This is a genomic window from Paenibacillus sp. OK003 (assembly GCF_900109515.1).
Classification (GTDB): domain Bacteria; phylum Bacillota; class Bacilli; order Paenibacillales; family Paenibacillaceae; genus Paenibacillus; species Paenibacillus marchantiae.
Window position 1 is genome coordinate 129,446 of the sequence record NZ_FOBD01000012.1, and the last position, 24,962, is coordinate 154,407.

Sequence of the window (24,962 nt, forward strand, 5' to 3'; positions counted from 1 at the left end):
TATCCATTATAGCGTATACTGTTTGGTCTGATAATGGCAAGGCATCGACATGATGATACATATTCCTAAAAGGTTTTCGATAAGTCGTTCATCGAAGTAAATAGTTCGTTTAAATTAATGTTATTTATGTAATATAATTCAAATCAGGTTTCTTTTAACGCTGTATCCGCGCCATTTACGCACACGACCTTTAACGAAATGAGGAATAACACAACGATGCCGAAACCTAGTACGGGGAATTCACTGGATACCGATATGCCGCTTATGATTACAGGTCAAAACCAGCTGACCGTAGATGAATTAATGAATTGGAACGGCCATTCACGGGATTACAGTATTGTGCAGTGTATCGGGGGAACAGGGAAAATTGCAGCCCAAAATCATGAGTTTTCGATTCGGAAAGGAACAGCTCTTATTATGTTCCCGGAGGTCACATACCGTTACGACAATCTGAGTGATTCATTGTTGTTCGATTGTTTGTCCTTTAATGGCTATTTATTGCCTCGGTTTCTGCATACCTTGCAGATCGGGGAGCTGCGCGCCTTCAAGCCGGATGGGATGCTTCATATCCTGTTGCATGAAATAACGTTGGCGCTGCAGTCCCGGCACAAGGATCAGATCTGGCACGTATCCGCATTGCTGTACATGGTACTGGTCAGGTTAACCATTGATGGCGATCGTTATGGTGCTTTTGAACGCTCGGATGCCCGATTAAAGCTCACCGGACTGGTTACTTTTATCAAGCAAAATTATGATCAGGATATCTCGCTCTCCATGCTGGCTCAGCAAATGAACGTCACCGAACAGCATTTGAATCGGATATTCAAAAAGGAGTTCCAAATGACTCCGCTTGATTATCTGACACGGTATCGGTTATTGAAAGCCAAAGAAATGCTCGTTCATGACGCCGGAATAACGGCCCACGAGATCGCCCGGGCTGTTGGTTTCAACAGCGCCAGTTATTTTGGCTCCGTATTCAAAAAATATGAAGGAATCTCCCCTATCGAGTTACGCAAGCAATACCAGAGTTAAAGGATTTCCATCGTGATCTCTGCCAGCGAGGTTAACCGCAGATCATACTTCGAGAATTCCAGATTACGCGTTACCTCGTTAGGCACAATGACACAGCGAATCCCCGCGGCTTTGGCTGCCTTCAGTCCATTCGGCGAGTCTTCGAACACAACCGCTTCGGAAGCCCCGATCCCGAGACTCTCCAGGGCGAGCAGATACAATTCCGGGTCCGGTTTAACCCGCTTGACGTCCTCGGCTGTATGAATGACATCGAATAGTTCGAAAATGCCGAGTGTGCGCAAATATCCATGAACCCAATCCCGGGTAGAGCTGGAAGCAACAGCAAGTTGAATTCCCTTTTTACGGGCAGACTGGAGCAACTCATGCACGCCTGGAAGAATTGCTGCCTGCCCCAGGTATGCTTCGTATTTCTGTTCAGAGAGCAACTTGATATGCTCGTGATCGATCGGTTTTTGCAGCGCTTGCTCCAGGTATAGAAAAGGATGAAATTCTTCAAACGATGTCCCTACATTTTTCGACCAAAGCTCCAGGCCAAGTTCAAGTCCATGCTCTTTATAAATATCGCGAAAAGCATAGAACCAGGGAGTCTCCGTGTCCACAATCAGTCCATCAAAATCCAAAATAAAGGCTTTTACCATGACGCTTTTCTCCCTCCAATGATCAGCCGATTGGCAGGGAGATGGGCTTAGAAGCGTGCAGTCACGTCCGGGCGGGTAACATTCATCGATAAAAAGTGACAGGTGCATCCCGTTCCGGCTGGTGACTGTCCAACAACTCCAGCCCGAATCTCCCCTTCTATCGGCATGCCGAAATATCGAATTAATTTCCACTCCACCCCATCGGGTGAATAAAAAAATGAAATGCAGTCCTCCACTTTGCGTATGCGCAGATAAGGGTTGGTTACGGGAACTTCAACCGAATTGCAATCGTCGGATGAACCTTCCTTCGTTACTACCGACACAATGGTAGCCGCTTTTCCATCATACTCAAAACAAAGTTTGCACCAGTTTCGTTCATCCGCCATCACCATCAAACATCCGGAATCATACTGATGTTGCATGTCCACGGTTAGCTGGGTCGTCATTTCAAAATCGTTAGGCACCGGCATCGACAGAAATGGCGCGGTTGCACGGATGTGTTTACCCGCTGGGTCCTGGAAAAAGTCTGTATCAGCCTGAGCTTCTACAATTAGAACGCCTTGATCGGTATAAGACCAGGTCTTCGGCTCATTAATCCAGTTCATTTGGTTTCTTGTTTCTGTTGCAAATACGTTTGTCATTTCTATGCCTCCCAGGTTCATTTTCTGTATTATATATTCGTTCGTTATACAGAAAACCCCTTCTCCTACATATTTTTGTAAGAACTGATCACTTGGGAGTGTTTCTGGGGATCAGGGAGGAATAACATAATGACCATGAGTACGATGTAAAATATAAGAATGACACTGAATAACAGCACAGGATTATAGTGATACAGTAGCCCTGTCAGGTAACCTGATGGAATCGCGGTTAACGTCATGACGGTCTGCACTGCCGAGAACATATCCGCTTTTTCATGTGTACCCAATCGGTTCATAAGCAGTGAGTCCCGGTACGTTTGTAAGATGAAATTGCCTGCCGCCAGTACAATTAGAGTCAGAAATAACATGGCTATATTTCCCGCAGGGATCAACAGAAAAAGTATTGCCCCCACTGTACTCAAAATGATCGAGAAACTGACATACTTCTCTTCTGAACGCCGTTTCAGACGCGGGATAATGACCAAATACAAGAGCATGACGGTTACAGCGGTGACGACCGGGATAAATGAAATCATCTGATCATTGAATTTTAATTGTTCCTTGAAAAAAATCACCTGAAAAAAGTTCAGCTGCAGGATCAGATTGGAAAGCACCGTGATGAGAATAATCGGTAAAAGTCTCCGTTTGTAGAATGATTTGCCGAAAAGTCGCATACTGGAAGCCAAACTCTGAATCACCCGGGTCTGGCTATGCATTCCCATAAGTTCCTTCCCTACTGCGGTCTCATCCGTATATCGGTTGCGAATGAAGAACATGACGGTCATGAGGATGCCACCGACAAAATAAATACTGGCTAGTGTTGGCACAATGCCAAAATCAGCAATCACTACCCCGGCGATCGGTGTCAGTACTCCAGCACCCGTAATGATCATGTTGAGAATGGCGAATACCTTGGATCGCTTGTGTTCCTCAACATCCTCAATAATGAGACAGTTGAAGGAAACCGTCACAAATTTGGAGGTTGCATTCAGCAGGTAAGCGATCAGAAACAACCAAAAATTCTGGGAGAACGCCCAGATGAACATGGGAACACTCCAGGCAATCAGATCAAAAATCAGTGTTGTTCGCTTGCGGCCAAGCTTATTCGTGATTGAACCGGCAAATAACTGAAATATAAAGGCAAAATAAAGATTGACCGAATTAATCAAACCAATTTCAATATCCGAAAGTCCGGCTTCCTTCATATATAAAGGAGCATAAAAAAGAACAATCGTGCCCGGAATGGCCCATACCGGTTCAAGTAAGATGGAGTACCGCGGATTTCTCGGCAAATCCTGAAGCAGCTTCAATCGCTATCTCCCCCTTTTATGCGGTGGTTTTCACCGCTGCGAACTCCTGCTTTTCGCAGCGGCAAACCCGCAAATGTCTACATGCTTACAAGATCAAAGCTGTTTTAACCGAATTCATGGGCAATTTCTCTCCGCTACGCAGATGATACCCGATTGTCCCATTAAATGCCTGTTCATAATCACTCAGCAGCTCCGTCGATGTCACCATTTGCTCCAGTTCGGGAATACTTTGTGCAAATTTCAATGCTGTACTGATCATGGAGTGATTAGCTACCGCACCAATGATACTAATACCATCATTAATTACGTGTGTGGATTTAAACGTCACTTCATAGCTGTCGTCATAACCCATAGGAATGATTCTGCCCCCTTTGGCAATCAGCTCAAATCCCACATGAAGCTGGTTTCCGACAGCATCCACCACGATATCAAATTTCTTATTGTTATTAATCTCGTATACTTTATCGAGCGTGAGTTCCTGAGGATAGAAAACATGATCAGCTATGCCTACAGCAAATTCTTTGCGGTATGGATCTACTTCTGTTCCTACAGTTAGCCTGGCTAGTCGTTTACTTACAAGCTGACATAACGAACCAATGGCACCGGAACCCAGCACAAGGACGGAATCACTTGGTTTGACTCCTGCTTTCATGAACGTCTGAAGTACACAACCAAGCGGTTCGATCATCATAGCGGTTTCCCAGCTCATGGAATCCGGGATGGCATAGATATACTTCTCATCCCCTACGTAATATTCTGCAAATGTACCGTGCGTCGTCATCCCTACTTGATAGTCATCAAAATTCTCGCAATAGATGAAAAGACCTTCACGGCAATAGGAGCAGGTACCGCAAGATTGCGTGGGATCAACCAATACCCGATCACCTATCTTGAAGCCACGAACCTCGTCGCCCACCTCAACCACTGTACCTACACCTTCATGACCAATAATCGTTCCTTTATTCGCCGGCACTTTGCCTTTGACAATATTCAGGTCTGTACCGCAGATGCCTGAACCATAGATTTTAATTTTTACCTGGTTTGGCTTTTGTATGGTTGGCTCCTCAATATCCTGGTAAGTCACCTGTTTAAGATCCTGATATACGAGTGCTTTCATTGAATATTCCTCCTAGTCAATGTTTTATATAAGTTGAAATAAAGTTTTTACACAATCCACTCCGATCAGAACAACCTTCCAATCGCTGTTATCCCCAGATTTTTTAATTCCTTTTTTTAAAGGGGAAAATCCGGGGATAAAGGCGAGGTGTATGCTTCCGATGTAGCTTTCTTTCAGAAAGCTCTTAGTTCCGCTTTTTCAGGTTTATTCTGTCCTCTCCGTTCACGTGTAAATGAATAGTTCAACTAATATAATTTGGATGAAATTTTAAACGTTTTCGTAAATCTCAATTCGAAAGGTGTTGCTGTTTCAGCATTTCTTTCCAGTCGGAAAGTGTCTGCAAGAGAGCTTCCTCCACCCACAACAATTCATCCCGGTTATGAGCATCTGAGAAAATAAAGTACCCTTTGGTAAAAATTCCGAAGTGGGCCATTCTTTTGACGATAAACTCACGGAACGGATCGGTATGAAAGTTTTCCTCCGAAATAGAGCTAATGGAGAAGCTCGCATAGGTACCCTTCAACACCAATTGATCGGTTAATCCAAGAAGTACGAATTCGGCTTCAATCAGATCCATCATTCGAATGGTAGCCTCGCGCCAGCTAGGCCATACTTTAGCGCTTTTCATCAATCGTTCACATGCAATCGCTGCCGCAAGCGCAGTGGTCTCGCTGGAATGCGCATTGCTGAATCTGACCTGTCCTGATAATGACATCAGATGTTCCGGTCCCATTACGGCTGCGAGTGGCAGTCCATTCGCCATGCCTTTGGAAATACAAAGCAGATCCGGCCAGATGTCATACTCCCCAGCTGTAGCTTGCTTGCCCATTCGAATGCCGGAGGTGACTTCATCAAATATGACAATGATATCCAATGACCGACATAGGGATACAACTTGCGTCAACGGCTCACGTTTCCATTCATTTGGACAAAGGACAATGCAGGCGATATCCTCGGGAGAGGATTGGATTTGGGCCTCGATACGCTCTGGTGAGGGCTTATCTATCCAGATTGTTGTGCGCTCGATATCCACGGGGATGCCTCGCTCTTTCGTTTCACGGCCATAGTATCCATAGGCAGACCAGTCATGCCACCCATGATAGGCCGTTGCGATGACCCTGCTTTTGCCACTTCCCGCACGAGCCAGACGTACGGCTCCACTGACGGCATCGGCGCCGCTTTTGGTGAATCGCAATGAAGGGTAGCGGCCTTCAAACCGCTCCAAAATCAGTTCAGCGCATTCAAGTTCAATGTCAGCAGGAATAGAATAACTTGTCCCTTTTTTCAGCTGATGGATAACGGTTAGTTGAACTTCGTGTCGTGCATGCCCCCATGGCGCCGTACCCATGGCCATCTCACAATCCAGCCATTCATTTCCGTCGATATCTATAAAACGGGAATTGCGTGCTTCTGCGCAGCATACGGGTGTATATCCCGGAAATAATCGCTCTGGTGCTTTGGCTAACGTACTGCATCCGCTCGGAATGACCTTTTCGACATGTTCCAACCACTCCAGATTCCGTGTAAACCTTACGGCACGATCCAGCGTGCTCTCTTTTGATTTCACCTTTGGTTCCTCCCTGTTTACTTGGTTTGTGAGTTAGCGAACTTTGGAGCCTGGCCAGCAGCCATCATATATACGATCCATGGTGATGACATTGCCATACAGATCAATGATCAGATCTTTAGCCCGATGAGCATGTCTCATCTCGATCCAGTAACGGTTTTCCAGCAACCGGGCGAAATTGTCCACGAGAAACAATAATCGGTTCTCGCTATGAATCAGCTCCTTGCCCAGAACCTGCGGCAGCCAGATCGCTCCATTAGAGTTAAAGCGGTTGGAATAGTCACGTACCTCAGCAACAGGTGCAATGTCAGCTTCCTCCAGCTTGGTCCAGAACGTATCCGCGTCACTGCGAACTTCTGCAAGATCAATGCCAACGATCGGCAGATGTTGATATTCACTCTGGCTATCCAGCTGTTCTTTCAGATGACCGAATACGAATGGCCAAACATCGGCCTCAATTTCCCCACCCCACTTTTTCCAGAAGCGTGCAAGATTGTTTTTCCGGTTAAAGTTGCGATGAATGCCACTGCTCCGTTCCCAGTGATAGGCGAGAATATTCGGATTAATGACCGTATCATATCCGGCTGCCCGTGCTCGCATCTGATAATCAAAATCCTCATATCCGTTAAAGAACTTCTCATCCAGCTCGCCTACCATTTCATACACTTCCCTCTTCATGCCGAACATGGCGAATACAACAAGCTGAACTGAAAATGTTTCCTTCGGAATGTCTTCAGGCGAAGCGTTCAGAAATAAGTGGCGCCCAATTGTATCGGCAAATGCAATACCACAATGCTGCACACCTCCCGTTTGCGGATAGAGCAGAACACCGCCAATCATACCAATCGTAATGTCGCTGTCCATCGTCTCTTTCATCATTGATTGCCAGTTCGGTTGAAGAATCGTATCGGAATCCAGGAAGAAAATATAATCTCCCTCTGCTCGCCGAAGTGCGCTATTAATTGATACAGCACAACCGAGTGGAAAATCATGCTGAAGAATTTCAATCGTTACACCTTCTCTAACCTCTTGTTTCAGTTTCTCCAAATGCTGTAAGACAGCAGAACCGGAACCATCGTTGATAAAAATGATTTGAGTGGACGGGCTTACGGTCCGTAGCAATGAGTCCGTGAACAGGTTCAAAATGTTATAGTCCTGGTTAACTGGCACAATAATGGTGTAAAGCATGGAATCCCTCCTGTTGGATATGATGGAATGCGTGCAAAAGCGAGTTGAAACGTTATCGAGTTCAGCGCAGATTATCGACCTCCTTGTCGTAAATTCACTGTCTTAATTTGGTAATGATTTGAATCTACTAGAAATTTATATCATTTTTTGTAAGTTTGAAATCTTAAATTCTGAACTCTGTTAAAATATGAATATGTACCGAAAAGAAAATATGCGCCTTTCAAGTATCGCAGATAGCTCTCCACGCAAAAAAACACCTCCAAAGTGAGTCTCGTATCCAATGACACGACTGACTCCACAATGGGGTGTTTATCATTATTGTATGTTGCTGTAAGGTAGCGGCTATTATCTAGACCTAAAGCCATGATAGAACGTATCCACAACCAGAGAAGCTGCTGATTTACGAGCAATATCACCACTCACAACCTGCTGCCACGTCAGAAACAGGATAGAATACAGCACATCTACAATCCAGTTTTTATTGACATCCTGACGAAAATAACCCTTTTGCTGTAACAAACTGACCGCATGCAGTATAGGTTCTCTCAGCTTCAAATCTGCTCCCTCAATCTCAGGGTTATAGTGTATAGCTGCATCATGGGTAAGGAAAAATATTTTATCCCCTAACGGAATGAGCACTTCGATCAGTTCCGGAATATACGTTTCACAGTTTTCCTCATCCAGATGAATGTTTTGCATGGCCTCACTGACCACCTCGATTGCACGCAAACCCAGATAAACCATTAATTGTTCTCGACTCTCCACGTAACGATGAAGGGTCGCAATGCCGATTTTTGCAGAGTCTGCGATATCATTCATGGATGCATTGGGCTTTTCAATCAGCAGTTTGGTTGCTTCGTCCAGGATGGAATTAAGTCTCGTTTGCTTCATCGATGTCATTTCTTTTTTCAACGGGTTTACACCTCTTGGGGAGTTTAATCTATAAATTGATTCATCTATCCATCATTTGATTGGAATGTGACTTTAAAATTATAGCATAGTTCCTCATTAAAACGGATATCTGGACTCCACATGAGTAATAAAACTCGTGTTCATTATATTGGGTGTTGTATATGGACAGCTAAAAAAGCCGCGCTTCGGCGGCTTTTAGCATTGATATTATATCTATTGGTCAAGATGAGCAATAGGGATAAATTGTATTAAACGGCTGCATACAGCGGTTTGTACACCGGATGCCACATAGCAGCTTTTACAGCCTCTTCAACGTCTTTCAATTCTACACGCGCAACGCCATCTTCCACTGCCGCCTTAGCGACTGCCACTGCAACTTTGTACGAGACAGCATGCAGCTCTTTCACTCTGGGCAGAAGTGGAGCACCTGGTGCAGAGGAGTCTACCGAATGAGCTACGGCCACTGCAGCTGCGGTGAACATGTTTTTGGTGAATTTCGATGCTTTCGCCACAATCGCTCCCAGACCCAAACCAGGGAACACAAAAGCATTATTGGATTGACCAATTTCATATAAAGTGTCATTAAACATGACAGGTTCAAATGGACTGCCTGTTGCAATTAGTGCTTTGCCATCCGTCCATTCAATCAAACTTCTTGGTGCTGCCTCGGCAAGCGAGGTCGGATTGGACATCGGCATAATGATTGGGCGTTCCACATGCTTCGCCATTTCTTTGATAACTTGTTCATTAAAGGCACCTGTCACACCGGACGTCCCGATCAGAATCGTTGGTTTGATTTGTTTCACAGCTTCCAGCAAACTAACTTGTCCCTGCTCATTCAATGCCCAATTTTTCACTTCCGCAGCTTTACGCACATATGGTTTCTGGAATTCAAATAGACCTTCCGTCTCATCGGTAAGGATTCCGCGGTAATCGAAAGCCCAGAACCGGTTCTCAGCTTCCTCCCTCTCAAGTCCTTCTTCCATCATGGCGTCACGAATCTGATCTGCGTTACCAATACCAGCGGCCCCTGGACCAAAAACAAGGACACGATGCTCACGAAGAGGCACACCCGTCACTTGAACTCCGGACATAATCGCCGCAAGTGTAACTGCCCCCGTTCCCTGAATATCATCATTAAACGTAAGCAGTTCTTCCCCATATTTCTGAATAATATTTCTGGCATTCACGCTGCCCAAGTCTTCCCAGTGAAGCAGGATATCCGGGAACCACTTTGTTGTTTCTTTCACAAAGGCTTCGATAAATTGATCATATTTTTCCCCGCGAATCCGTTCATGACGGTTACCCACATACAATGGATCATTCAGCAATTTGGGATTATTTGTTCCGACGTCCAGCACGACAGGCAATACCCGGCTTGGATCAACGCCTACGGCTGCTGTGTATACCGCGAGTTTACCAATGGCAATCTTAATGCCGCCAACGCCCCAGTCTCCGATGCCCAGAATACTTTCCGAGTCGGTCACCACAATCAAATCCACATCTCCAGCATGTAAACCACTGTTACGGAAAGCTTCCTCCAGCCCATCCATATCATTAATGGATAAATATAAACCGCCAGGTCTGTGATACTGATGGCTATATTCCTGGATAGCTTGTCCGACCGTAGGTGTATACACAATCGGCAGCATTTCACTAAGGTGATCCTTCATTAGACGGTAGAATAGGACAATATTTCGGTTGAACAAATCACTAAGCATGATGCTTTTCCGCAAATTATCCGATTCATTCTGTAATTGTTGATATACTCGACTCACTTGTTCTTCAATATTTAAAACCATCGGTGGCAAGATACCATTCAGGTTAAGTTCTCTTCTCTCTTCTTCGTTAAAGGCAGTACCCTTGTTCAACATGGGATTGGACAGAACATCCTTGCCTTTCAAAGCGGTTTTTAAGTTTCCATCAGAATCTACAAAAAATGAATTCATTTACTGATTGCCTTCTTTCATGATGTCTCTTGACGTTTTAACGTCCTTTTAATTTATTTTTAATACTTAGTAACTTTTAGTTAGTTACAGATCTTCCGATGACAATTATAAAATATTTTCTATGGCATGTAAACGAACTCATGAAACTTTCATGAATGAAATTCAATTTCATTTCGATAAATAAAATTTATCACTTTGTTATTTTTCAACAAATTCATTTTATAAACAGGTTTTTGTGAAATACAAAAAAGCCACGAAATTCGTGGCTTCAGTAGAATTCATTTTTATAGTTTTCCAAATGATGGACGAGGTCCTTTGGTTGGATCTTCCCCTTCGATGAGACAGTATGCTTCAAGTGTGATTCCACCCGGCGCCTGAAGATAAAAGGTATAAGAACCATGAACAATTGCCGGGCTTTCTACCTGAATTCCATCGTTCTTGAGACGTTGGTTCAAGTTATCCACCTCTTCCTTACTGTCTTGCGGGAACCCTACATGGAAAGTTTCTGGATATTTGATATCCTTGCCATACATTAAGTTTAATAAAAATCCATCGTCGTCGGTCATAGCCGCAAATGCTTTACCTGCATTGACGTAACAGGTTAATCCAAAATATGTTTCGAGAAAATGTTGAACCTCAATAACGTCAGTTACCGTTAAGTTTAAGTGATTAATTTTCATATGAGCTGCCTCAATTCTTCTATTAATTTATCTCGAAAATAAAGTATCTAGATTATCGAGATAAATTAATTCTAAACCAGTTCATACTTCTAGTCAATGTAGAACCTCACCATTTTAATGGTAATATGCCCCCTATCGCTGCGTTCAACAGTCAAATTCACGGAACATAGGCATCCTCTACCTCAACCTTTCGTTCATTTCCGTTTACAATGTATCTTACGTGAATGACATTTCCTTTCTGGAATTGAGGAATATGTGTAACCGGGATATATGTCTCTACAATCGTGGGAAAGGTACGGCCGTCAACTTGGGTTACGGTCAAATCCAGTCGCACTCCAGGCCTTCCATCCATACTGGATGAAGTTTGTGTAATATCATGAATAACCGCCTCTGCGGGAATTCCCTCTGTTAGAATGCTTTTTCGAAAATGCTGTTTCTGATTGTTGTTACGAAGCAGTTTAAATATCATAACCATAATGATCGTGCCTGCTATAATCCCAAAACCAATAACAGCAACAATAGTAATTAATGTAGTGGTCATGATAGCCTCCTTTTATTTGAAACTTATGTTTACTATTCCTTGGTTATATCTCTTATTCCTTCAAAATTTGTTTTAAATGGAAATCATTCATGCCAAAAAAGCCACCTTTTTGGTGGCTTCATACAGTTTATGACGTTTTTAAAGTTTTGAAGTTTCTATAATACTGGCCTAAACTGTAGCAGTATATGTTCAACTTAATCTACTTTCGCACCATAAGAGCGTACAAACAGAACGGCTTGTTCGCGATCCAAACGTACGCTTTTAATATCCAATGATTTCAGATCGATTCCTTCCAGATTAGCGCCTCTAAGATCGGCCCCTTGCAGCTTGGCTCTGCTTAAAACTGCTCGTGTGAGATCACAGTCTCTCAGATCCGCTTTGGTAAAATCCGTGTCCGTAAAGTCGGCTTCAAAGAAACGAATTCCTCGCAAATCCTGTTTGCCCAATCGGGTATGTCTCAGATTCGTATAAGACCAATCACCCTGACTTAGTGTAATACCATCCATTTGTGCACCGGAAAAGTCTGAGCCCGTCATCTTGCAGGAGGTGAATTTGGAAGCGAAAAGATTAGCACCACCAAATAAGCAGTTTTCAAACGCCGACTCTCTATGGATCGAGCCATTCATGGAAGCACCTTTAAAGTCACACTCGATAAAACGGCAGTTGCTTGTCTCGATTTCTTCCATCGAAGCGTTCATAAAGGTACACTGTTTGAAAACACAGCTGATTAGTTCTCCATAACGCAAGTCACGTCCTTCAAAATGTACCCCATCATATTCCTGATCCTTGTATTGATACATCACGTACACCCCATCTTGTATGATTATCATGTGTTCCCCATTAAAAGAGCTTTTTATAATATACCATACGGCTGTCAAGTACCTGCTTAAACGTCTGCAAAAGTCAAGTCACTTTTTTCTAAAAAACGGAGCTAATTTAATTCAAAAAACCGCGAAAATCGCGGCTTTTGGCGCCAAATATATCTGCTTTGCTAGTACTTCAAGCGGATGTGAACACGGATACGCGACGATGCATCTTTGTCCTTGTTTTTGTCCTTTTCTCTGTCCTTGTCTCGGTGCTCGTCTTTGTCTTGTTTTTCTTCTTGCACAATCCACTGTCTGCCAATTAACAATTGCAGCAACTCGATCTCTTGCAAGGTCAAATGAATATCTTTCAGTGACAGTTCATCCTGGATATAATCCTGATTTGCCTTGAGATCAAACCGGAAATAGAGAAGTCTTTTCTCTGTAAACAATCAATGATTAATTCGCGCGGTTCACCGCTCGTCAGAACATTTTCCACGAACAGAGCTACAGGAATGGATAACTGAACGTGCCTCATGCTTCGTCCTCTCCATCTTTGAGATATTGATTAAACCAGGCATTGACCTGTTCAAAGCTATCGACGCGCAGCGAGGGTTTTCCGCTTTTGAGCAACGTGTGATTGGAGCCTGGATATCGAATCAGTTTAGTCGTTTTTCCATATCGTTTTAACGTAGTATATAACTCTTCCGCCTGTCCGATCGGTGTACGATAATCCTGCTCTCCATGCATAATCAGAAGTGGTGTTTCAATCTTGTGCGAATGAGCAAGGGGAGAACGGGCCCATAACATGTCTGCATGTTCGTTCGGATTGCCGCCGATTACCCCCTCCACATAGGAGATTCCAATATCACTGGTTCCATACAGGGACAACCAATTGGATATACAACGCTGCGTTACTGCCGCCTTAAATCGATGGGTATGAGCTACGATCCAGTTAGTCATGACGCCTCCGTAACTGCCTCCACCAATACCAAGACGTGTTTCATCCAGAAAATCATATGTTGCCAGTGCATAGTCCACCGCCTCAAGCAGATCACGACAGTCTCCCCCGGCAAAATCTCCTCGGCAAGCTCTGGCGAATTCCTGCCCGTATCCCATACTTCCCCGGGGATTTACCCATAGAACAGCATATCCCTGTGCAGCAAGTGTCTGCATTTCGTGGCTGAAGATGCCTGTATACATGGCGTGCGGTCCACCATGAATCTGTAAAATCATCGGCACTTTCGTGTCCGATTTCCGCATAACCGGCTTCATCAACCAACCTTGAATGAGCCATCCGTCCGACGATGTAAACTCGACACGCTCAGGTATATTGACTTGCAAGCCTGCCAAAAATTCATCGTTTCGCTGAGTAAGTCTGAACATATCACCACTTTTAATATCTACACGGTACAGTTCTCCCGGGTGATCCTCAGTCAGTGCGCCAATGACCAGCGTCTTACCATCAGGTGACAGGGTATATTGGTATACATCCTTCTCCCCGCTTCCCGTCACGGCTTGGCAATACCCATCCTCGGTGATTTGATACACGTCCACATTTCCACCCTGGGTACCCAGTACATATGCCTTACGTTGCGCATGATGGTCATCCATTAGTGGTGACGGAGATGGGCTTGCCGATTTCATGTCCCCAAGTGCTGCGTTTCCCAACTGCATATCAACATCAGGTGCCAGCTGCTTTGGAATACCTCCACTACTCGGCACTTCATATAGTCTGTTGTGACTGCCACTTCCGTACTCTCGGTCGCTGGCGATCAGAATCAGTTGCTCTCCGTCAGGTGAATATGCGAACTGGCTCACCTGAAGACTGGAATCCGTTACTCTGCGCTGCTCACCGCTTGCCAGATTCACGGTATGTACATCTGCAAAGTACACTAGATCCGCATCCACCCCCTCATCCTGTACCTGCTTGGAAATGAAGGAAATAGCCTGACCATCTGGCGACCATACCGGAACAGCAACATTCCATGATCCGGTTGTTACCTGTGTAATGGTTCCATTTCCGATCTCATATACAAACAGATGGCTATAAAGACCATCCCACCAGCCGGAGCCTTCTGCCTTGGGTGTCGTGCGCTCAAAGACCTTGCCTCTCAGGGGAGTTACTTTAGGTGATTCGTTTGTCTTTGATGATTTCTCTGTCTTTGATGTTTCATCAGCCATTGCTTCTTCTTTGGCTTCTGCAACTTTGCTGGTAAACGCAATATATTGCCCATCCGGGGACCATACAAATTGTATAAGCTTGTGCTCAGGCGAGATGAGATTTATAGGCTTTGTGTCATCTGACGCAAGGGTCCATAACCCTTTACCCCCACTTTCCAATCGTAAAAAAGCGAGCTGTGTTCCATCTGGTGACCAGGAAGGAGATGAATCCTTTACGCCGTCTGTAAGTGGCCTGTCCCCACTACCATCAAGTGAAATGCCACGAATTTGCGTGTTATATTCATTTTTCTGCTCATCAATCGTCTGTTCAACGTACGCCACTTGACCATCTGGATTAATTACAGGCTGGCTAACCCAGCGGTATTGAACTAAGTCCTCTGGCAAGATCGGTCTTTTGTTCATGTGCATGGCTCCCTTCTCCGTTCATCTTATTTCTTGTTTGTATCCGTACGTGGATCAAGTACATCACGCAGCCAATCTCCCAGGAAAATGACACCAAGAACCGTCAGTGTAATTGCCAGTCCAGGGAACGTTGCCACCCACCAACTTGTTGCTACATATTGCCTTCCATCACTGAGCATACCTCCCCAGGATATGTCAGGTGGCTTAATGCCCAGGCCCAGGAAACTGAGCGAAGCTTCCATAATGATCGTGGTCCCAACATTCATACCGCAGATCACGATAAAGGAAGATAAAATATTCGGCAGGATGTGTTTTAGAATCAATCTCCCATTCTTGGCACCGATTGATCTGGCAGCGTGAACAAAGTCCCGTTCCTTGATACTCAACACTTCACTGCGGACCACACGGGTGAAAGGCACCCAGTTCGTCACACCGATAACCAAAATCAGCGTTGTGATCCCTGGTCCCACAATAGCCATCACAACGAGCATAAACAGAATGGTAGGGATAGCCATGAATGCATCACCCACGCGCATAATAACTGCATCCAGCCATTTTCCATAAAATCCGGACAAGAGACCAAGAATGGCACCAATGATTCCGGACACGATGACTGCACCCATACCTACAATTAATGAAACACGCGCACCATATACAATTCGGCTCCACATGTCCCTGCCCAGATTATCCGTACCCAGCCAGTATTCAGCCGTTCCCCCATCAAGCCAAGCTGGCGGTTTAAGACGATTGAGAGGATTCACTGCACCAGGATCATGACTCGTTAACAGAGGTGCACATATGGCGATTAACACAACCAACAAAACGAGCACAGCGCCAAATATTCCTGTCTTGCTGATGATCAGTTGTTTCCAGATATAGCGAAGTCCTGTTGGTGGGCGTACATTCTCTTGTTCCTGTTCTGCACCCCGCATTGGCATTTCATTGCTGCCTGTCATCGATTGCACCTCCTTTTAATCGTATTTAATGCGTGGATCAAGCAGCCGGTAGGACACATCTGTCAAAATATTGGTTACAACGACGATAAACGCAATGACAAAAACAGCAGCCTGTACAATCGCCATGTCATGGGTGTTGACTGCAACAACCAGCAGCTGACCTAGCCCTGGCCAGGAGAATACCGTCTCCGTAATCAATGTTCCACCAATTAAGCTTGTGAACTGCAAACTCATAATCGTCACGACCGGAATCAATCCGTTGCGAAACGCATGTTTGCCAATCACGACCATCCGGCCAAGCCCCTTGCTCCGTGCTGTACGGATGTAATCCTGACTCAGAATTTCCAGCATGCTGGAGCGAATCAGACGAGTCATTTGCGCAGCGAGCCCGACCCCTAGCGTAAAGGCAGGCAATATCAGATGTGATACTCCGCCGCGGCCGGATACAGGCAAAACTCCCCACATCACGGAAAATAACAAAATGAGCATGATGCCCATCCAAAAGTTCGGCATAGCTTTACCAATGACTGATATCCCAGAGATGATCAGATCAGTAAATGTATTACGTTTGACTGCTGAGGCAACGCCAAGCGGTACAGCCATAACAATGGCAAAAAACATCGCTGCAACAGCCAGTTCAAAGCTGGCCGGCAATCGTTCCAGTACAAGCTGTAAAGCCGGTTCTCCATAACGGAAGGATTGACCAAAGTCTCCCTGCAAGGCGCTGCCAAGGAACTTCATATACTGCGTGTATAACGGCTGGTCCAGTCCGAGAGCCTGCGTTAATACAGCGCGGTCTTCCGCAGTAGCTGTTTCGGGCAGCATCAGAGCAACCGGATCACCCGTGACGCGGACCAATATAAATACGATTAATGAAACAATGAACAGAACCGGTATAACCTGCAGTAGTGACTTCAGTACATATTTGCCCATTTCTCTGTCCACCTCCTTTTAAAAAAGAACGACAGGAACGTGGTACAGTCCCTGCCGTTCTCGGCTTGTCTTTTCATAACAGGTTGTTCTGTCTGATGTTACTGTGCAGGTGTAATCTCGTCAGCATAGAACATTTCATCACTACGCGGCTTGAAGTTCACACGGCTATCGGTACCATAAACCCCTTCCATCTGGTACAAATACACAGCTGGGCGATCTTCAGCAAGAATTTGCTGTACCTGCTGATACTCTTTCTCCCTGGAAGCCGGGTCCATGTTAACCAGCGCAGACTGAAGCAATTTCTCCACTTCCGGATTGTTATAGTCCGACTCTCCTTTGGCCTCTTCCAACATGTACCGATTGTAGTTATTGGAAGCATCAAAGAGGGAGTTCCCAATTCCAATCATGAAGATTTCCTTGAATGATTTGGAACTGTAACGTTCACTGAAAGCACTTGGCTCCAGCACGTCCAGGTTAATTTTGAAGCCCACTTGCTCCAGCATCGCTGCCACGACTTCGGCAGGTTCTTTGTACTGAGAGGATACCGAGATGGTCATCTCCGCTTCACCTTCTGCATAACCTGCTTCCTGCAACAGTTGCTTCGCCTTCTCTTGATCATAAAGTGATGTTTTGTACAACGAAGGATCTGCCCCAAAGTTGCCAGGTGTTACGGATGTGCGAGTCACGATGCCTGCACCTCCGGCAATGCTGTCTACAATGCCCTGCTTGTCAATCGCCAGATCAATGGCCTCCCGAACCTTCGGATCAGCTGTGACGCTGCCCTCTGTTTGGCGGAAAATCAACTGAAGTACACGCTGAATCGGCGCTTTGACGATCTTTTTGTCCCCTTCGCCTTCAATGCGGGCAATATCTGTCGACGGTATGGATGCTGCGATATCAACACCACCAGCCAGCAGTTCCGATACACGTGTGGAAGCTTCCGGGATGACACGGAATACAACCTCATTCCATTTCGGTTCACCATCGAAGTAATTTTCATTTTTCACCAGTTCAACGCGATCATCTTTTGTCCATTTGCTGAATTGGTATGGACCTGTGCCAACCGGTTGTTTAAGGAATTGATCAAACCCATTATCCTCAATATATTTTGCTGGCAAGATGCCTGCCCCCATTTTGGACAGACGATTAAGCAGCAACGGGTCTGGTCCGTCGGTAATAATATCTACCGTATATTCGTCGACCGCTTTCACTTCAACAATGTTTTTGAAGTAGCTGTTTTGTTTCAGTGTGCTGTCTTTAGCTACGCGCTCCAGTGTATACTTCACATCCGCTGAGGTGAATGGATCACCGTTATGGAAGGTCACGCCTTCACGCAGCTTGATGCGCCATGTGGTGTCATTCACCTGCTCCCATGAAGTCGCTAGACCTGGAACCTTCTTCTGTTCACTATCATTTTTGATCAGATAATCAAATACGTTGACCAGCACCGCTTCACTGGATGTATTATTGTTGTTGTGCGGGTCAAAGCTCTCAATATCCGTAGCAGTTGCGATGGTAAGTGTAGTGCTGGCAGCAGTCCCACTGCCAGTTTCACTGGATGCCGAATTGCTATCTGTACCCGTGCTCTTGCCACCGCAAGCGCTCAGTACTAGTACTACAGCCAATAATGTGATCCACATGCTAGTCCATTGTCTTTTTTTCATTTTCCATGCTCCCCCTAAGAAGTTGTGTGTCTTGCCAAATATTCAAGCGCTACGGCGGACAGCATGCCTACTCCATAAGGCATGACCGTCTCATCCAGATCGAACATCGGATGGTGAAGCGGGTAACGGGTTCGCTCTTCCTCGTTCCCTGAACCCAATCGGAAGAAAACACCCGGAATCTGTTCACAGTAGAACGCGAAATCTTCGCCGCCGGTGGACGGCGGAATGCTGCTCCATCCCTTCGCCCATTCGAGGCCGTCAACGGTCTCCGCAAGCAGGTCAACCATACCCAGATCATTAACCACAACGGGGTAGCCATCACCATAGATGACTTCATGGCCCGCCCCGAACGAACTGCACACACCACTTACGACCTGTTCAATCAAGGCTGGCATGCGTTCACGAATGGCAGGGGAGAGTGTTCGAACCGTGCCGATCATCTCAACCTTCGGCGCAATTGCTGTTCCCATGTAACCCCCGGTGATTTTACCGATCGTTACCACAACCGGCTCCAGCGGGTCTATCATACGACTGGCCAGATTCTGTAGTGCAGTGATGACCTGAGCAGATACGGCAATGGCATCGATACCTTCATGCGGCCTCGCAGCATGTCCACCCTTGCCAAGTATCCGGATCACCAGACGGTCTGCCGAAGCAAACGCCACACCTTTGCTTACCCCAACGGTACCCGTATCTTGTCCTGGAGTCATATGCAGTCCTGCGATCGCGTCCACCTTAGGATTTTCCAGTACTCCATCCTGAATCATCGCACGCGCACCTGCCAATCCTTCCTCCGCAGGCTGGAACACAAATTTGATGTTGCCCGCTTTCGGTCGGCCGAGGCTCGTTAGCAGCTCCGCCGCACCCATCAGAATGGTTGTATGTGCATCATGCCCGCACAGATGCGCCTTGCCTTCTACTTGGGAACTGTACTCAGCCGACTTCTGATCTTGGATAGGCAATGCGTCCATATCTGCCCGAAGTGCAAAAGTGGGGCCCTCTGTCTCTCCTCTCAACAAGCCTACAACTCCGGTTTTTCCGACATTGCGCGTCACTTCAAGACCCAGACTTTCCAAGTGTTGGGCTACGATCTCTGACGTTCTGAATTCTTCATAGCCGATTTCCGGATGGCGATGAAAATCTCTCCGCCAGGCAATGAGTTGGGGCTGCAATGCTTGTGCGCGTTGATATAGTTGTGATTGGTCCATTAGTTCTCATTCCCTTCTTTGTCATCCGATTCTGATACCAGTCGGGCATAGATCGCATCAGCCGAGAATTCGATGTGTCTTTTCATGGTCTCCCGGGACTTGATGCTGTCATGTGCTTTCAGTGCTTCAAGAATCTCCATATGTATGCCATGATTGACGGAGCGGATTCGGTCATCATATGGCATGAGGTCCAATGCCGGATTAATTTTTGTTCTGATCTGTCTCACGGCCGCCTCGCAGTATGGATTCCCGGATGACTTGGCAATGGTCAGATGGAACTTCACATCCAGAGCCCGGAACCATTCCCTTGTACAATGAGGTTCAATGCTTTGCTCCATATAAGCTTCCAACAGCTCCAGCTCGCCTGCGGTAATCCGCTCAGCAGCCAGAAAAGCCGCTTCGGGCTCAATAATGATCCGGAATTCAAACACTTTCAGCATCTGTTCCCAATCCCGTTTAATTTCTTCTCTTGTGCGTTTATGAGAATTGGCTGTCAGAGGCAAGACAAACGTTCCACCCTTAGCCCCCACGCGCTTCTCAATCAAACCCTTGTCTTCCAGCGTGGATAGTGCCTCGCGCACCGTAATACGACTCGCATTAAAAATCTCGGCCAGTTCTCGTTCCGAAGGAAGCTGTTCTTCACTCATTAATTCTTTGAGTATGATGGCTTCTTCCAGTTGTTCTCTAATAAATTCACTGACCTTTTTAGTTGATACTTTTTCAAAACGAAATGAAAACCTACTGGACATGCAAACACTCCGATCTGTAAATGGTCTAGACCTTATACCATTAATATAATTCCGACTAAACATATATGCAATACTTTTTTTGAATATATTTAAAAATAGTTTTTAACTCGACCCGTTTTCCAAATAAAAAAAAAGATGCATCTGCATTAGACAGTAACATCTTTTTAATTTGGATTACTCTATCTATAGACGTACAGAAGTAAGGCACGGTATGGACAAATGGATAGCGTATAAAAGACCAAAAAACCTTTATCCCCCTAATGAGGATAAAGGTTTCTGAAATTCATTTTAGGCTTGATTGGATTCGTTCATGTAAACGGCTTTACCTGTACGAGCGGACTCATAGAGTGCCTCCAGGATCTGTGAAACCACCAAAGCCTGTTTAGGAGTTACAACCGGCTCCAGATCTTTATCAATCGCTTCAATCCATTTTCTCATCTCTACATCCGGTGCACTTTCACTCTTTCCATCGTAGAAAGCGACCCCACCTGCACTCAGTTCAATTTCATTGGTGTACAGACGACTGAATTTCTCGCCATTAATACGCAGGCCATTCTTCATATCCGCACCCGCTTCGCTTCCGCTCAAGCTGCATTTCGCTTCATCCACGTCCAGTGAATTGAGTGCCCAGCTGGATTCCAGCATGATCGTCGCGCCATTCTCCATTACGATCATACCAAAAGCGGAATCCTCAACCGAGAATTTTTCCGGGTCCCACGGGCCCCATGCATTCGCTGCATTTTCTCGTTGTGAGAGCTCATGATACGTTGTGCCCAGAACAACCTTCGGTTGATAGTTATCCATCATCCACAGCGTCAGATCGAGTGCGTGTGTACCGATGTCAATCAACGGTCCGCCGCCTTGTTTCTCCTCATCAAGGAAAACACCCCACGTAGGTACCGCTCTTCTTCTGATCGCATGTGCTTTGGCAAAGTAAATTGAACCCAGTTCGCCAGCTTCACACAGCTGCTTCAGGTACAAACTGTCTTCTCTGAAACGGTTATTGTATCCGATGGTCAATTTTTTACCCGTACGTTCGGCTGCTTCAAGCATTTTTTGCGCTTCAGCAGATGTCTTGGCCATTGGTTTTTCACACATGACGTGTTTTCCGGATTCAAGTGCAGCAATAGAAATCTCTGCGTGAGAGATATTTGGCGTAAGAACATGAACAATATCAATCGTTTCATCCTGAAGTAATTCTTGATAATCCGTGTATACCTGTGCTTCGGAACTACCATACTTTTCTTTGGCTTCTTCTGCACGTTCCTGAACGATATCACAGAAAGCAACCAGTTCTACTTTGTCAAGCTTGCTCAGACTTGGCAGATGTTTGCCGTTTGCAATCCCGCCACAGCCAATAATTCCTACACGATACGTTTTACTCATATCTAATCACCCTCACTTTTGGTTTGGTTGTTTCATTTTACGGAAAGCTGATGGGGTCATCCCCAGACGCTTGCGAAAAACAGCATGCAAATAATTCGCATTGGTAAACCCTGAAGCCAGGGCAATTTGTTCGATGGAAACATGACTTTCTTCCAGATGGCGGCACACCGCGCGCAGACGAATATCCTCCAGCACACGGCTGAAAGGCATTTCCGGCTGAACCTGATAAAAGATTCGTTGCAGTTGTCTGCTGCTAATATGCAGCTTCTCCGCTACATTTTCCAGCGTTACTGCTGAAGGATGATTCGCTTCCATATACTGAATGGCGTAATCGTACCTGTAGACAGACATGTCTCGAACAGGCGCCTCCGCCCGATTTCCCCCGGTATCATAGGCTCGGACGGTCTTCAGCAAAATACTGATCACCTGCTGCTTAATGGTCGTGTAATACCCGATCAGTTTACGGTCACAAGCCTCATAGGCTTCCAGAAAACAGTTCATGGCGCGGTGATAGTCATGTACCGGAACAAGAGGAAGCGTTCTAAGCTTTTCGATCGTTTCCTCTGATTCTGCTGCCTCCCACGGATCTACACCCTCTCTGGGATGTTCAATAATATCCACGTGCAGGCATAATTCATCCATGGCCTCCTGGGAATCCGCCTCCTGATAATGTACAAGACCCGGACCCGTTAAATACAGCATGCCTTCAGAGAGCGGATGCATCTCATCCCCCAGAATGACTTTTCCTTTCCCTCTCGGGATGAAATGGAACTCGAATTCCGCATGGTTATGAAAATCAACAATTCTGCCTGCTGGAAAAGAAGTCAGATGAAATCGCAGAACCCGAATCTCGTAGTGTCCCCACAGGATCGAGACATCCAGTCTTTCCAGGATATCCTGTCGTTCAAGCATCTTCTCAAAAGGATATCGGCTCAATGCGGCACCTCCCAATACCCTATCCCTGTAACTCCTTCAAGGAGATTTTGCGCCCTTCCTTCGCAGAAAGGTTGGCTGCCTCCATCAGGCGAGTCAATTGAATAGCTGTCTGCAAATTCTCGGTAGCCATCGTATCATTCTGAATATGGGATACCCACTGGCTGAATGCGCTTTCTCTTCTGTCCAGCAAAGGAATCTCCGTCCATTCTTTCTGTAGATCTGAACCAACATTCGTGCGAATTAGCAACTTATCCTCCGGTGTTCCGTATAACAGTGTGCCCTCCGTGCCATGAACCTCTATCGCAAACGGCGAATGACTGTTCACAAACCCAGCCTCAACCACACCGATCGCTCCGGAATCCGTAAATAAGGTAGCAACCGCGTTATCTTCCACTTCTTTTCCAGTAACATATCCAAAATTAGCATTAACTCCTGTCACTTCTTGACCCAGGAACAGATTCGTCAGATACATCGGATGACAGCCGAGGTCAATTAATGCCCCGCCCTGACAATCTTCCAGATGATAAAAATGCTCAGGCAGCCAATTGCCAATCGCACCGTTATGCGATAAACGCACACGAACATAAGTCACCTTACCAAGTAGTCCCTGTTTCAGAATATCTTGAATCGTTAATGTATATCCATCGTTCAAACGAGGTAAAGAAACCGTCATTTTCACTCCGTTATCCTGTACATCCGAAATGATCGTATTTACTTCTTTAATCGTTGAAGCGATCACTTTCTCTGTAAAAATGTGTTTGCCTGCTTTCGCAGCAGCAGTGATCACATCTTCGTGAAGACGTGTCGGAGCATCCACAATGACAGCATCGATGTTGTCCTGTGCCAGCATATCTTCAAGCGAAGCATAGAATGGCACGTTCAAACGTTCAGCAGCTTCCTGTCCGCGCTCGGCATCTTCATCCCATATAGCAGCCATCACCGTATCTTCATGCTCCTGAGCCTGCTTAATATAATCCCAGGCATGTACGTGCCATAAGCTTATTTTACCTATTCGAATGGTCACTATGATTAACCTCCATACTATATGATATTCTGACACCCAACTATAAATTAACACAGACCTGATCTAATTTTAATAGGAACTCACGACAATAACTATATAAAATTACGACATGAATTAGAATGACCCTCTTAAGAAAACAAGCAAAAAAGCTTCCTGCTCACCAAGTCGTGATAATAGGAAGCTTTATCTGCATGTAACAATTCGGAATCAAGGATGTCCAAAGTTAAGCTGAAGATTATTTATGGCTTATGATCTGTATGGCGGAAATACCGAATTACCTTGCGATACATCGTCTTGTCTTTTAATTGTTTAAAAATATAGGGGTCCGGCTTGGCATTCACTTCAATGACCCAGGGTGTCAGACTTTGATCCAGTCCAATATCCACGCCAATTCCCTTCAATCGCTTGTATTTCTTACTCATATGACGAGCTATCCCAACACCCAGCTTATTCATCTCCTGAATCAGTTCATTTCTGCGCTTTGCGGACACATGAGATTCCAGAAGCTTATGAATATCCATTGGCTGACCGCCGTTATGATAGTTGGTTACTATTTTTTGGGAATGTCCAAGTCGACCGATAACCCCCGTTGCTTCCCACTGCTGTTCTGGGCTTAACTGTACCATGACCCGGATGTCAAAGCGCCTGTTGTTGTGTTTTAGCAGATGTATTCCTCTTTGAATGAGATAGCTTCGCTGTTTCACAACGTGTGCAAGACTTTTATGGAACGAATCGAAGCTATTAAACGTCAGACGTTTTTGGTTCATCTGATACGCAAAATTTTGTTGATTCTCCATCTCAGCCTTAATGACGCCCATTCCATGGGTTCCTATTTCAGGCTTGATATATAACATCCCATATCTGGCTATCATAGATTTTAGATTCACCTTGTTAAACTTTTGTGTATCAGGTATGAATGGTTTTATTGAATCATTATTGATAAGCTGCTTTGTTTTTAGCCATTTGCTTCTTAACGGTTGTGATTTCTCAATACCCACAGATCGTTCCTCCACTCTTCATATTGAACACATATCGCTGTTTCATTAAGTTCATGCATCATATGCAATATCATTGAACGAATCTTAGGCAATACTTCTTGAATTTACATACAAAAAGCCGACAAGCCCCTCTTCTTTGGGCTT

At 45.4% G+C, this 24,962-nt stretch carries 23 protein-coding genes; 1 reads left to right on the top strand and 22 read right to left on the bottom strand.

The features are described 5' to 3' along the window. Positions 1 to 216: 216 nt before the first annotated feature. Positions 217 to 1,032, top strand: a complete 816-nt coding sequence (locus tag BMW94_RS19600; RefSeq protein WP_175480769.1) for an AraC family transcriptional regulator — start codon at positions 217 to 219, stop codon at positions 1,030 to 1,032. Here BMW94_RS19600 and BMW94_RS19605 read toward each other — a convergent pair. The 22 genes from BMW94_RS19605 to BMW94_RS19710 form a co-directional block, all read right to left on the bottom strand. Beyond that, on the bottom strand, positions 1,029 to 1,670 hold the full coding sequence (locus BMW94_RS19605) for an HAD family hydrolase (protein ID WP_175480770.1): 642 nt from the start codon (positions 1,668 to 1,670) through the stop codon (positions 1,029 to 1,031). The two genes, BMW94_RS19600 and BMW94_RS19605, sit on opposite strands and share 4 nt — an antisense overlap. Before the next feature lie 47 nt (positions 1,671 to 1,717). Further along, on the bottom strand, positions 1,718 to 2,311 hold the full coding sequence (locus BMW94_RS19610; RefSeq protein WP_091000632.1) for a DUF1349 domain-containing protein: 594 nt from the start codon (positions 2,309 to 2,311) through the stop codon (positions 1,718 to 1,720). 65 nt (positions 2,312 to 2,376) lie between these two features. After that, positions 2,377 to 3,621, bottom strand: coding sequence for an MFS transporter (locus BMW94_RS19615; protein ID WP_091000633.1), 1,245 nt, complete (start codon positions 3,619 to 3,621; stop codon positions 2,377 to 2,379). A gap of 85 nt (positions 3,622 to 3,706) precedes the next feature. Further along, the gene (locus BMW94_RS19620) at positions 3,707 to 4,738 is read right to left on the bottom strand and encodes a zinc-dependent alcohol dehydrogenase (RefSeq protein WP_091000634.1); all 1,032 of its coding nucleotides are present in this window, start codon (positions 4,736 to 4,738) and stop codon (positions 3,707 to 3,709) included. A 286-nt stretch (positions 4,739 to 5,024) separates the two neighbouring features. Continuing rightward, positions 5,025 to 6,305, bottom strand: coding sequence for an aminotransferase class III-fold pyridoxal phosphate-dependent enzyme (locus BMW94_RS19625; RefSeq protein WP_091000635.1), 1,281 nt, complete (start codon positions 6,303 to 6,305; stop codon positions 5,025 to 5,027). A 33-nt stretch (positions 6,306 to 6,338) separates the two neighbouring features. Next, positions 6,339 to 7,493, bottom strand: a complete 1,155-nt coding sequence (locus BMW94_RS19630; RefSeq protein ID WP_091000636.1) for a glycosyltransferase family 2 protein — start codon at positions 7,491 to 7,493, stop codon at positions 6,339 to 6,341. Between the two features lie 345 nt (positions 7,494 to 7,838). Next, positions 7,839 to 8,405 (bottom strand): TetR/AcrR family transcriptional regulator, encoded by a 567-nt coding sequence (locus BMW94_RS19635; RefSeq protein WP_091000637.1) that lies wholly within the window; start codon positions 8,403 to 8,405, stop codon positions 7,839 to 7,841. 248 nt (positions 8,406 to 8,653) lie between these two features. Then, the gene (locus BMW94_RS19640; protein ID WP_091000638.1) at positions 8,654 to 10,354 is read right to left on the bottom strand and encodes an NAD-dependent malic enzyme; all 1,701 of its coding nucleotides are present in this window, start codon (positions 10,352 to 10,354) and stop codon (positions 8,654 to 8,656) included. 284 nt (positions 10,355 to 10,638) lie between these two features. Beyond that, positions 10,639 to 11,034 carry a VOC family protein gene (locus BMW94_RS19645; RefSeq protein WP_063565201.1) on the bottom strand — a complete coding sequence of 132 codons (396 nt, stop codon included), beginning with the start codon at positions 11,032 to 11,034 and terminating at the stop codon, positions 10,639 to 10,641. Between the two features lie 157 nt (positions 11,035 to 11,191). Beyond that, positions 11,192 to 11,575: a hypothetical protein gene (locus BMW94_RS19650; RefSeq protein ID WP_091000639.1), complete on the bottom strand. Its 384-nt coding sequence runs from the start codon at positions 11,573 to 11,575 to the stop codon at positions 11,192 to 11,194. A 194-nt stretch (positions 11,576 to 11,769) separates the two neighbouring features. Beyond that, positions 11,770 to 12,375 carry a pentapeptide repeat-containing protein gene (locus BMW94_RS19655; protein WP_091000640.1) on the bottom strand — a complete coding sequence of 202 codons (606 nt, stop codon included), beginning with the start codon at positions 12,373 to 12,375 and terminating at the stop codon, positions 11,770 to 11,772. A 191-nt stretch (positions 12,376 to 12,566) separates the two neighbouring features. Continuing rightward, a complete protein-coding gene (locus tag BMW94_RS19660; protein ID WP_139209373.1) occupies positions 12,567 to 12,830 on the bottom strand; it encodes a hypothetical protein in 264 nt (87 codons plus the stop codon). Between the two features lie 82 nt (positions 12,831 to 12,912). Then, on the bottom strand, positions 12,913 to 14,964 hold the full coding sequence (locus BMW94_RS19665; protein WP_091000699.1) for a S9 family peptidase: 2,052 nt from the start codon (positions 14,962 to 14,964) through the stop codon (positions 12,913 to 12,915). Positions 14,965 to 14,990: 26 nt separating this feature from the next. After that, entirely contained in the window at positions 14,991 to 15,896 is a 906-nt protein-coding gene (locus BMW94_RS19670) for an ABC transporter permease (protein WP_254790310.1), read from the bottom strand. A 39-nt stretch (positions 15,897 to 15,935) separates the two neighbouring features. Next, a complete protein-coding gene (locus BMW94_RS19675) occupies positions 15,936 to 16,853 on the bottom strand; it encodes an ABC transporter permease (RefSeq protein ID WP_091000642.1) in 918 nt (305 codons plus the stop codon). A gap of 98 nt (positions 16,854 to 16,951) precedes the next feature. Next, positions 16,952 to 18,517, bottom strand: coding sequence for an ABC transporter substrate-binding protein (locus tag BMW94_RS19680; RefSeq protein ID WP_091000643.1), 1,566 nt, complete (start codon positions 18,515 to 18,517; stop codon positions 16,952 to 16,954). Between the two features lie 14 nt (positions 18,518 to 18,531). Continuing rightward, complete coding sequence (locus BMW94_RS19685; RefSeq protein ID WP_091000644.1) at positions 18,532 to 19,725, bottom strand: M20 metallopeptidase family protein; 1,194 nt, start codon at positions 19,723 to 19,725, stop codon at positions 18,532 to 18,534. Beyond that, entirely contained in the window at positions 19,725 to 20,474 is a 750-nt protein-coding gene (locus BMW94_RS19690) for a FadR/GntR family transcriptional regulator (protein ID WP_091000645.1), read from the bottom strand. The genes BMW94_RS19685 and BMW94_RS19690 overlap by 1 nt, the downstream gene beginning before the upstream one ends. 288 nt (positions 20,475 to 20,762) lie before the next feature. After that, a complete protein-coding gene (locus BMW94_RS19695; RefSeq protein ID WP_091000646.1) occupies positions 20,763 to 21,860 on the bottom strand; it encodes a Gfo/Idh/MocA family protein in 1,098 nt (365 codons plus the stop codon). Between the two features lie 12 nt (positions 21,861 to 21,872). Next, on the bottom strand, positions 21,873 to 22,796 hold the full coding sequence (locus BMW94_RS19700) for an AraC family transcriptional regulator (RefSeq protein ID WP_254790304.1): 924 nt from the start codon (positions 22,794 to 22,796) through the stop codon (positions 21,873 to 21,875). Between the two features lie 19 nt (positions 22,797 to 22,815). Continuing rightward, positions 22,816 to 23,820, bottom strand: coding sequence for a Gfo/Idh/MocA family protein (locus tag BMW94_RS19705; protein WP_091000647.1), 1,005 nt, complete (start codon positions 23,818 to 23,820; stop codon positions 22,816 to 22,818). A 239-nt stretch (positions 23,821 to 24,059) separates the two neighbouring features. Further along, positions 24,060 to 24,833: a YheC/YheD family protein gene (locus BMW94_RS19710; RefSeq protein WP_091000648.1), complete on the bottom strand. Its 774-nt coding sequence runs from the start codon at positions 24,831 to 24,833 to the stop codon at positions 24,060 to 24,062. Between the last annotated feature and the right edge of the window lie 129 nt (positions 24,834 to 24,962).